The 10,751-nt window shown below is 45.1% G+C and carries 11 protein-coding genes and 3 pseudogenes; 10 read left to right on the top strand and 4 right to left on the bottom strand.

Annotation, left to right across the window (positions count from 1 at the left end):
* Window positions 1–148: manganese catalase family protein (locus ACFPXP_RS09210; protein ID WP_379891519.1), on the bottom strand; the 148-nt coding region annotated here is incomplete at its 3' end.
* Between the two features lie 82 nt (window positions 149–230).
* Window positions 231–479: a YuzF family protein gene (locus tag ACFPXP_RS09205; RefSeq protein ID WP_141336308.1), complete on the bottom strand. Its 249-nt coding sequence runs from the start codon at window positions 477–479 to the stop codon at window positions 231–233.
* A gap of 198 nt (window positions 480–677) precedes the next feature.
* On the opposite strand from ACFPXP_RS09205, the gene ACFPXP_RS09200 reads away from it, so the two are divergent.
* The 10 genes and pseudogenes from ACFPXP_RS09200 to ACFPXP_RS09155 form a co-directional block, all read left to right on the top strand.
* Window positions 678–881 (top strand): hypothetical protein, encoded by a 204-nt coding sequence (locus tag ACFPXP_RS09200; protein ID WP_028407024.1) that lies wholly within the window; start codon window positions 678–680, stop codon window positions 879–881.
* A 715-nt stretch (window positions 882–1,596) separates the two neighbouring features.
* The gene (locus tag ACFPXP_RS09195; protein ID WP_379893915.1) at window positions 1,597–2,070 is read left to right on the top strand and encodes a hypothetical protein; all 474 of its coding nucleotides are present in this window, start codon (window positions 1,597–1,599) and stop codon (window positions 2,068–2,070) included.
* A 162-nt stretch (window positions 2,071–2,232) separates the two neighbouring features.
* Window positions 2,233–2,808, top strand: coding sequence for a CBO0543 family protein (locus tag ACFPXP_RS09190; RefSeq protein ID WP_379893914.1), 576 nt, complete (start codon window positions 2,233–2,235; stop codon window positions 2,806–2,808).
* A gap of 87 nt (window positions 2,809–2,895) precedes the next feature.
* Window positions 2,896–3,102 carry a DUF1657 domain-containing protein gene (locus ACFPXP_RS09185; protein WP_023556419.1) on the top strand — a complete coding sequence of 69 codons (207 nt, stop codon included), beginning with the start codon at window positions 2,896–2,898 and terminating at the stop codon, window positions 3,100–3,102.
* Window positions 3,103–3,187: 85 nt separating this feature from the next.
* Window positions 3,188–4,705, top strand: coding sequence for a phospholipase D-like domain-containing protein (locus tag ACFPXP_RS09180; RefSeq protein ID WP_379893913.1), 1,518 nt, complete (start codon window positions 3,188–3,190; stop codon window positions 4,703–4,705).
* A gap of 174 nt (window positions 4,706–4,879) precedes the next feature.
* Window positions 4,880–5,171 (top strand): annotated as a pseudogene (locus ACFPXP_RS09175) (YunC family protein).
* Between the two features lie 36 nt (window positions 5,172–5,207).
* On the top strand, window positions 5,208–6,134 hold the full coding sequence (gene dpsA, locus ACFPXP_RS09170; RefSeq protein ID WP_379893912.1) for a dipicolinate synthase subunit DpsA: 927 nt from the start codon (window positions 5,208–5,210) through the stop codon (window positions 6,132–6,134).
* A 797-nt stretch (window positions 6,135–6,931) separates the two neighbouring features.
* Complete coding sequence (locus ACFPXP_RS09165; protein ID WP_379893916.1) at window positions 6,932–7,225, top strand: site-specific integrase; 294 nt, start codon at window positions 6,932–6,934, stop codon at window positions 7,223–7,225.
* 116 nt (window positions 7,226–7,341) lie between these two features.
* Window positions 7,342–7,856 (top strand): annotated as a pseudogene (locus ACFPXP_RS09160) (tyrosine-type recombinase/integrase).
* 1,003 nt (window positions 7,857–8,859) lie between these two features.
* Window positions 8,860–9,021: pseudogene (locus ACFPXP_RS09155) on the top strand (helix-turn-helix domain-containing protein); the annotation flags it as partial.
* 167 nt (window positions 9,022–9,188) lie between these two features.
* On the opposite strand, the gene ACFPXP_RS09150 reads toward ACFPXP_RS09155, so the two are convergent.
* Complete coding sequence (locus tag ACFPXP_RS09150; RefSeq protein WP_379893911.1) at window positions 9,189–9,875, bottom strand: DUF4367 domain-containing protein; 687 nt, start codon at window positions 9,873–9,875, stop codon at window positions 9,189–9,191.
* Window positions 9,856–10,419, bottom strand: a complete 564-nt coding sequence (locus tag ACFPXP_RS09145) for an RNA polymerase sigma factor (protein WP_379893910.1) — start codon at window positions 10,417–10,419, stop codon at window positions 9,856–9,858. Before ACFPXP_RS09145 ends, ACFPXP_RS09150 begins: the two co-directional genes overlap by 20 nt.
* Window positions 10,420–10,751 lie beyond the last annotated feature (332 nt).

The following is a 10,751-nucleotide window of genomic DNA, read 5'->3' as shown; positions in this document are numbered from 1 at the left end:
AATTCGAAGATTGGACCAAATAATTATTCAACGTAGACATCTCCCCGAAACGGCCGCCTAATAGTTCCTGCACAGCCGCCGCGGCGTTGGCGTCCGGATGTTTGGGAACAGGCAATGCAATGGGCAATCGATTGATGCGCTTGAACATGGCGGTCATCATCCCCTTATCAATTTGATGGTTCTTAGTATCTTTATGACAGGGGACGTTTGTCTCATGCCGCGCCGGAGTGCTAAGAGGGCATAACCCAAATCATTTGCTGCGTGCGCAGAAAAAATGAGGAATTGTCTGTTTGCAGCAGGACATGATCTGGTTTCACGTCGGTTATCGTACCCCGAACAGGGCCCCGAAACGTTTCAATAACCACCGGCTTTCCTTGAAGCGAGCGCAAGGTGTGATAAAAATACGGGTCAACCAAGGTTACTGTGGATAATGCGGGATTTGCCGTTTCTCTGTACAGTCCATTCGGATAAGCATACACGATGAAATCTCCTCCTCATTCTTGTTACCATTTAGCCTATGCCGAAGGAAGGAAGGTTGTGTTTCCGATTGCATTTGAGACAACCAACCCGATAAAAATGACCGGAAACCGGGCGGATGCCGTTGTCGCTTCTATGCGTCTGCCATAGACTGATGCTGTAAGTTCAAAATTCACCTACCCAAGGAGGAATGGTTTTGAATGCAGTTTACTAAACAGGCAATGCCCATGTTTACGCATGACCACGCCGCTTATGTCAGGCAAATGCACGACTGGCACATGAAAATGGCTCAATATCACGACCAATTGCGTGCCTTTCATCTGGAAAGAGCGAAACAATTTCAAAAGCTGGCCGAAGAAAGAGCGAAAACGTCAGAAATACCCAGCGGCACCAGCGCCGCTTAAAGGCGAACCGACATGGAGCGATGTGATGAGTTGGCAGCATTCCGAATCAAAATCTGGGACCGCTATGTAACCCTTCGTTCCCAATATGGAACCCGGATGCCCTTGTCTTTCGACCAGTTCTGGTATGACTTTTTGGCCAGGCACATGCTATCCGACTGTGGCGTAGAGCAAGTATATGAGGACTTCTGCAACAACTGGGAGAATCGGTGTGTGAAAAATGTTTGCGATTCGAGCCATCGGTAGAATGCCTGCGAAATAGGACCAAATGGCCGGCTGTTGCCCAAAATGGGTTGCTCCGGCCTTTGATATTTGTATACAGGGGACAAGGGTAGATGGGATCAAATCCAAGCGGACTTTCACGATGCGGATAACTGCATAGGATGATTCGTTTCTGGACAACTTAAATGCTGTTTGCATAAATTTGGAAAGGCGGATGCCTGCATGTTACCAACATTCAGTACAAGCATTAAAAACTGGACTACCTCTGCCCCAAGACAACCAAATCGATGTAAAAATTGCATCTGGGGCAACTGGGATGGGTTGAAACAATTTTGTTCGAAACCTGTCTGCATTAAGAAATAACCAGTATAAGAGAAAGTCCATCTTCTTTTACTTGATCATGTTCGGTTATCTGCAAAGAATTCTTGCCCAGTGACTGGCATTTTTGCCGAGGACGCATATAATGACGTGATCCAACTTTGAGGAGTGATGAATCATGTCCGTTGCGGCTCAAACAAGTACAAAGAGTTTACCTCCCTTTTCCATATGGGGAGTTCATGCATCTGTCGCCGGAAGACCGGTTGTGTGGGGCAAACTAGTGATGCGTGTTTTGCAGGACCAGCAAATTCAAGGCACCATCCAATTTCGCGGAACGCCGATTCCGATTGAAGGAAGCTGGAATGAAAGCACGCAGCAGATCATGTTTCATTCCCCCTACGCTGCCTACTCCGGCCAATTAACCATCTATGACGATGTCAAGATTCAACTTCGGCATTTGGTTCTCACCGGACGTCTGCGGATGCTACCCTCTTCTTTACAGGCGGGCGAATATGGAACCTGGGTAGCGACAACAGATATAAGTTTGCCGGGGTATAGCGGCTATGTCCCGCCCCAACCGTCTTCCACTTCGCTGCCGCCGGTCGGCGTATTTGTCACGTCGAATATACTGTATGGAAGCTCGCGGTTATAAAGCAGGCACCTATCCGTCATTGTCCCCAAATATGGCCTTGACGGATAAAAAATGATCGGTGCCGGGTTCTGTGCAGGGTATGGAAATGGAATCACGGGTGCATCGTCTTGTCATCAGAAGAGCAAATGATGGGGATCCAGATAACGGAAAGGGGTGGCATCGGTGGACGAAAATCAGATTCATCATGCAATCGAACAAGCCTATCAATTGATTGTGGAAGCACACCGCAACATGACTGACATTTGGCGCACTCACGTACTGTTTACGCGGCAATGGTGGTTGGGAGTAGGTTTATCGATATGCCCCTGGCTACTTTGGATCGGATTTCGGGACAAGAGAGCTACGGGACAGTTTCTCCTATCCGGGTTTACGATCATTATCGTGTCATCGTGGCTGGACCAGCTTGGAATTGCCATGGGACTCTGGCATTATCACTGGGAAGTCATACCGTTCATGCCGGCCAATTTTCCATGGAATTTTTCACTTCTTCCCGTCACGGTTATGTTCTTACTCCAGTACAAGTCTGGCATACATCCGTTGTTCAAAGCTCTCCTATTTGGGGGATTTTCCGCTTTTGTGGCCGAGCCGGTCTCACAAATGGCCGATTTATACCACCCCGTTCACTGGAAACATACCTATTCTTTTCCTATCTATGTTGGGCTGTATTTGCTGGCTTCAAACATTGCCAAGAAGGGCATAGATTGCGGTAAGTCTTTTCAGGAAGACTCTAACTCCTGACAATAGCAAATCACCATATTTTACCATCATTAATTTTCTGACGGGTTGACATATTACATAAGGATGCCATTTCAGGAGGTGATCAACATGACGGTAGCTTCTCAAGTGAAAACAGCTGTAGCTTCATTAAAAAGCGCGCAGGCCAGCTTTGAACAGTTTGCGTTAAATACACAAAACCAGCAGGCCAAAACCACGTTCACAAATGCAGCGCAACAGACACAAAACATCATTGACCAGGTCACTCCACGGATACAACAAATTGAACAGGAAGAACCGCAGTATAAAGGGTTCTAAAAAAGGCCATGCCGATCTTTTCTCGGCATGGCTGCCCCTTTATCTTTATTCCCTCGTAGACGACAGGATTGGGAGGCTGATTTTCTTGGCATGGATAGCAGGATTATGGCTAGTAAATACGGCACTATTGATCATCATTGCGGTTCGGGAGGTGCGCCGCCCCGCCAAAGCGTTAACTTGGATATCAGTCGGACTTGTATTACCGATTATCGGATTCGTTTGTTACCTGTTCGTCACGAATCCTGTGCAAATGCGGCGGGACAAGCTCGTTTCTTCGCACAATAACCCGATATCATTACCCCCAGAATATGGTCACTCCGCATTTGTTATCGCCCGGGCTTTGCAACCTTTGTCTGTCAGTGGCCTTCGAACCGGTTCCGTCCAAATCCTCACGAACGGGATAGAAACCTACGGAAAACTCCTTCAATCAATTCAGGCCGCACAAAAGTCAATCGATCTGGAATATTACATATACCGGAATGACCATATCGGTAAACGTATCACAGATGTGCTGATTGACCGGGCTTTATCCGGTGTGAACATTCGTTTTATAAGGGATGGCTGGGGAAGCCGGTCGTTTCCCAAATATGCGGTTCGCCGGATGATGGAAGCAGGCATTGAATGCAGGACCATCTTTCCCTTGCGAATCCCCTGGGTACTATCCAACTTGACATACCGGGATCATTGCAAGATCGTCATCGTCGACGGAAAGGAAGCCTTCATGGGAGGAATCAACGTTGGGGACGAGTATACCGGAATGAAGCCGGATGTCGGTTTTTGGCGCGACACTCATATGCGGTTAACCGGCGAAACAGCGGATGATGTGAAAGCCGTTTTTGAGGCTCACTGGAAAATAGCGTCACCGGACATGCTCCATTCAACGAGAAAGGCTAAATTTATCCCTGAATCGGCTCAACTTTCGGGCGATAAAGCCATTCATCCATTTCCATCCGGCAAAACAAAACGATCCGGATACGGATGGGAATGGGGATCGGAGCTGGGAACGATGGAAGGCACCCACATGGGAAAAGCTTCCCCATCCAAGGATTCGCATAACGTCTATATACAGATATTCGAAGGCAATCCCGGGCTGCCTACTCCGGTCATTCGGGAAATGCATTTCATCTGCCTGACGCAGGCGACCCGAACCATCGACGTGACCAACCCTTATTTTATACCCGATGCGGATATCATGATGGCCATCAAAACAGCCGCGGCGCGTGGCGTTCGAGTGAGATTACTGGTGCCGCGCCAAGTGATTCCTAAAGTTGCAGGAGCTGCAAGCCGTACGTATTATGGCGAACTCGTGGAAGCAGGGATCAATGTGTTTCAGTACAACAAAGGGGTATTGCACGCAAAAGTCATGATTATCGATGGCGAGATTGCCGAAGTGGGTTCTTCCAACTACGATCTCCGTAGTTACCGTTTAAACTACGAAGTGTGTGCAGTGATGTATCATTCTGATGTGGCCCGGGAGCTTACGGAACAATTCGAACGGGATCTCGCCGAGGCTACTCCATATCGTTTGGAAGATCATATGCATCGTACTTCTTCCGAGCGCATGCTTGATCAAGCAGCGCGTTTGTTATCTCCTTTGTTATAATTCTCAAAAATGACATGGAATTGAATCGAAGTCCAGTTTACACATGTATATAGCGAAAGGGGAGAAGGCTCCCAACGAAGACAAGTAATATCAGATTTGGGCTACCGTCTATGGTGCAAATATCACGCCCGGCATATAGTGTAGAAAAAAAGGAGCTGCATCATAGATGATCATATGAAACCGATTGAAGTGGAAGGTCATCAGGTTATAAGTATCGAGGTCGCCCTGCCCAAAACAACACTTCTGGCCATCACAACCGATCACGGATATATCATGTGCGGAGCGCTTGATGTTCGTTTGTTAAATGCGAAATTAAACGATCGCCGCATTGTGGCAGGACGGAACAATAGAGCAATTGCTGGATGCCCCACTCGATATGGTGACCACAGAGGCGGAATTACGCGGAATTTGCCCTGGGATGAAAGGAGCAGATGCGCTTTTAAAGATGGTAAACGAGGTTAGTTAATTTTAAGTCCACACTTAAGGAAAGTAGGGGAATTTTTTGTTAACGGATCTGCATATTGTCTTCCTTGGAGGCGATGCCCGGCATCTTGAAATCATTCGGTCATTTACTGACATGGATGCAAATGTTGCGGTAATCGGTTATGAAGATTTGCACGAACAACTTCATGAAGTTCAGCATTCCAAGCTTACGAAGGAGGTTCTTCGCAAAGCGGACATATTGATATTACCGGTTGTCGGTACAGACGACCATGGCAGAGTAGAGTCTTCATTTTCATCTGAAACGTTATTGCTGAACAAGGAATATATGTCTTGCTTGCCGAAACACGCAAAAGTCTATACTGGCATAGCCAAGTCCTACTTGAAGAACCTTTGCGCGGAACTGGGGATCGATCTGATTGAATTATTCAGCAGGGACGATGTTGCCATCTTCAATTCCATTCCCACTGCGGAAGGCGCCTTAATGATGGCCATTCAACAGACGGAAATTACCATACATGGTTCGCGTTGTATGGTGCTGGGCTTGGGGAGAATCGGTCTTACGTTAGCCGGTATGCTTCACCGCCTGGGGGCACGCGTCAAAGCGGGTGTGCAGAAACCGGAGGAGTTTGCACGTGCCTGGGAGATGGGGATTGAGCCGTTTAATACGAAAGATTTGTACGATGAAGGCGTAAATGTGGATATTATTTTTAACACAGTTCCGGCGCATATTCTTAGTTCTCGTGTTTTAACCCGTATTCCGCATCACGCTATCATTATTGATTTGGCTTCCAAACCAGGAGGAACCGATTTTCGTTTTGCCGAAAAACGTGGAATCAAGGCCTTGTTGGCACCAAGTTTACCGGGATTGGTCGCGCCAAGAACGGCTGGACGTATATTGGCGAGAACGTTATGTCAATTGATCCAGGACGAACGGAGTCAAAATCGAGAGCAATTGGATATACTTGCTTTTTCTTCCGGGTTATGAGATCGCGAACGCTGTAAAACGAATCATTTAGAGAGACATCATTACTTGTTTATACCGGCACTTTGCCGGCCTCCGTCTATTTCCGTAAGAATCGGATAATGAAGCGCGTGGTGGAACGGCTCTTTCGTAGATCAGAAGTCGGTTTCCAAGGCTAGAGTTCGGGGAACTCCAAGTTAAGCTGGTCTCAGTAACCCCCGGAGAAGAATTCCCTGAACACTCGGCATTACAATCGATCGTAGGGGAAGTTTTGCAGGATAAAAAGAATTACTCGGGAGTACTCGTGCAAGAGAGGTTAGATGGCAAAGTGCGATCCATGAATGATCACCTATGTATACCTGCAGCTAAAAGGGCAACGTTTGTTCTAATGGCCGATATCCAAGATTTTCAACAGTACGTGCAAATTCAATGCGAGAAAGAAAGAAGGGAAACCATTAGGCATATGGCGGCGGGCACAGCCAATATCATCCTGAATCCTTTAACGGTAATCAAAGGAACGCTTCAACTTCTGGAAAAAGTTTGAAGGAGCATGTTTCCATTTTGCAATTTGCGGCATCTCCAAAAAAAATGACAAGATAGTGTTATCATAAATTCGATCTAATGAGACTTCTTTTTGTCAAAGAAAACAATGATATATATATCGTCACGAATGATAACAGTTTAATGTCATTAGACACCATACGATCAATCCGCACAAGCCAACTCCAGAAGTAAGAGAAAAACAAATTTACTTCACAAAATAACTGTTTCGTGAAGTATGAAATTGATGTTATAATTTGGACGAAGAGGGGAGGGCGATTATGGCAAAATGCTGCATCGATGATTTGATCGATTCCTTTACGGTATACCTTGAAATCAACAGGAACTATTCTAAGGGAACCGTTGAAAATTACAACCGCACGATTGTAAGGCTTGCTTCCTGGCTCAAAGAAACAAGAAACATTACATGCATCGAAGATATAACTGCTAATGATCTTCAATTATTTTTAGGCACATTAAACATCCCCAACACACAACGAAAACGAATAAAAAGCATCCTAAACCGGGCACCGTTTTTGCAGCCACGACGAGAGCACGCATCGTTTCCTCAATAAAACAGTTTTTTAAATGGGCTGTTAAACAGCAATACCTGCAGTACGACGTATCACAGTATATTGAGAACCCTAAACTCGGTGAACGGCTTCCCAAAAGCCTTTCTCTACAGGATGCTATGATATTTGAACAATTCGCCGCGAAACGTAAATTTAAAGAAAGAGATTCATTAATCACCACGCTGTTTTTATTGCTCGGACTTCGGGTCTCTGAGCTTGTAAGTATCGATCTCAAGCATTTTAACGAAGATGACGGATCGCTAACAGTCATTGGCAAGGGGAATAAAGAAAGAAAACTCGTGATGACACCGAAAATTATTCGGGCCCTGGAGAATTATAAGCCAGCCCGTCAAATGATCCTTCAAAAACGTAATCGAATTGAAGAACGGCGCTGTTTATTTCTGAAAAACAAGGGAAACGGTTAACAAGAAGAGCTGTGGAGCTAATCATTGAAGAGATCGCAAAAGCTGCCGGTGTGCGGGCAAACAATTATAAAGTAACGCCGCATAAGCTGCGACATACCTGTGCGACGGTTCTATATAATGACGGTGAGGGAGCCGATTTGTTGGCAATCGCCGATCTATTGGGCCATGCAGACCCCAAAACAGCTACGATTTATACAAAAGTGAATTAGAGAAAATGCGCAAAATCGTGACATCAAACCCTTTAGAATTAACCTGAAAGTACAATATGGCATGTTTGTGTCAACTGCAGCGTGTAAGGTGATGTTTGTGTCACTGAACACTTTTTCGTTCAGAACTGTGCAAGGAGATGTTTGTGTCACAAACCCATTCGATTTGCGGGCTTTAAGGATATGTTTGTGTCAAAATTAAGGGTATGTTTGTGTCATTAGACAGGAATCATATGGATTGTATCATTAATCATCCTATATTCAATCATTTTTATAATGTCCGATAATATATATTATGTAAACTAATATATAAGGGTGATATATGCCTACGGTGCCTTATTTGAATATTCTGTCGACGGATGAATTTAAAACCATTACGAAAGACCACAGTTTCTATTACCTAGATCTGCTTCCATTTGTGCTTTCATCTGTTGCATAACATTTTCGCTATTCAATTTGATATATTGATCGTCCTTAAACAACATCGGCAGCGTGATTAGAATCTGGTTTTTTTATCAATGGTGTTTAGCTCTAATTCCTCGGATGACGATCCATGCTTTTTACGACATATCGTTCGATGGAAAGGATCTCATCATTATCCGCTTTCACCTTTTAGCAACGAAAAACGGAGATAAATATGAGGTGGCTCCGGGATATATGGGTTCTTTCCCTACACTATACATATCCTCTGTTACCTCGTGAAAATGCTTAGAGTATATTTTCGTTAAAATCGTTGGCTAGACCCCTATATAAGCTAAAGAAGCGAAAAAAATAATTAACCGTAAAATTATTATGTATACTAAATAATCGTTTAAAACCAATTGACAGCTCGAATATTAGTCAACCCCCCCGCCACTTGTCATTGCCAACACTCTGTAACTACGTGGTTTCAGACGAGGGTGATGCCGATTATGTCCTATGATATCCAACGTTCCAAATTACCTCTACCTCATTATTGTGCAGTCTTATATCCGCCCTCCCCTCTTGTTTCATTTATTCATGTTCCAGGTTAAAACTACGCGCAAGTCAGCTGCTGGACTTGACTGACCGTTCAATTAAAGAAATCAGCGCTTCACTCAGATTCAAGGACCCCTACTATTTTTCCATACTGTTTAAGAAAATGATGGGCACTTCACCTTCCGATTACCGGAAAAAGTTAAAAGGATGAGCTCGGCAAATCAAGGATACTGTTATAAATGTTGGAGCTGTAAAGTTCAGAATTAATCAAAATACACCTCGCGATACAAGCTCTCTGGCCTGCATCACGAGGTGTTTTATTGGATATAGGATGTATATTAAACAAAGCTGATCTGTACAATATACGTCCTGCTGCCTCTATTCTAACGATTCAGCCATTCGCAATGCTTCATCAGCCGAAAGCGAACCCGTGATGGAGTATTGAATACCGTCTACTATCCAAAACAATTCGATGAGCTCAGGCTGCTCCAATACATATCCGTCGGTATCTTCAATTTTAATAGGGGAAAACATTTCTTTTTGGAACGAGGCTGTATTCCGGCTCGCAACGAATGATAGGGTCTTGTCATCCGACACATACGTGAAGATGATATCTCTCGCCGCTTCCCCTTCGATCCCTGTCGCAGCCATTTCCAATAAAGTAAAGCCCTCCGGCACGAAAGTAGGAAGCAGCAGTTCCTCTCCGAAGGATGCTTTCGCTTCTTCTACCGAGTTTAGCGTTGTGGTAATCAATGAAGAAAGCCCGATATCTATAGAGTCACTGGGAGAAGGCGGCAAGCTTTCAATTATGGAATGCTCAGTCGATATGGGATCGGCCTCCTGCTGCAGCATGGAGTAACCCGCGATCATGATGACAGCAGCTGTCAGCGCTGCCGCTCCGATCGTCCAGCTCTTCGGCACACGGAATCTGCGTTTTGCATGCTCCGCAGCTGCTTTTTGCCGAATGTTCATCTTTAATTGGTCATTCCATTCTATTTTGGAAAACAACATGTCATCCAACTCCTGTTTGAGATGCCCATCCCAATTATGATCCAAATCGGTCATGGATGGATTCCTCCCTTCTCATTTCTTTAGACAACGCTTCACGTGCCCGGTGCAGCCTGTTTCGCACGGTTCCTTCGGGGGAAGATATGGCATCCGCGATTTCCCGCGTACTGAGTTCCAAATAATAATACAGATATAATATTTCTTGGTATGGTACAGGTATGCGAAGCAAGTATTGCAGCACTTCGCTCTTTTTTAATTTTTCAAGCACCTCGGTCTCGGCACTGATACTTCGGCCTTGATCCATTTTGCTCGGATCGGTGGGCTGCTCCGAAAACATGCGAAGGCCTATCTTGTCTCTGCAAACGTTTATGACAATTTTCGTTAACCAGGTCTTAACAGAACTGTCCCCTCGAAAAGCAGACCAATTCCGATATGCCCGAAGGAACACTTCCTGACTGATATCCTCAGCTAGATGCCTATCGCCTGTATAGAAGTAAGCGGTGCGTATGATGATCGTTCCGTATTTTTCCATTAGCTGCTCTAGCGCTCTAGCGGGATCTTTTGAAAATAACTTTTTGCTTTCTAAGCCGGCCGGCTTCACTGGATTACCACCTCCACCCTATTAGACGGTCTGAATGAACGATCCGCTGCAATTTTTGCAAAAATAACAAATGAACTAAATAGGCTCCAGTACAAGAATGTTTACTTCATTCAAACTAAAATCATCATTATTGCAACTATTCTAGAGGCTTCCCACAGCGATTTACATGCAAAGATTACCGTATGAACGAAAGTGAAGCGTTCTTTACTTAGGGCTTGCTGAACGAAACATTAGAGAGCAAATTGTCTGTAGGCGGTACGTTTCAGCAGCATGTTGAGAATGAGGACAAAAAGAAGCCGCAAGCGGCGTTCCAGGTTCATCACGAGGAACTG

The organism is Marinicrinis lubricantis, assembly GCF_042658665.1.
Taxonomy (GTDB): domain Bacteria; phylum Bacillota; class Bacilli; order Paenibacillales; family KCTC-33676; genus Marinicrinis; species Marinicrinis lubricantis.
This window is presented reverse-complemented; position numbering and strand designations above follow the sequence as displayed.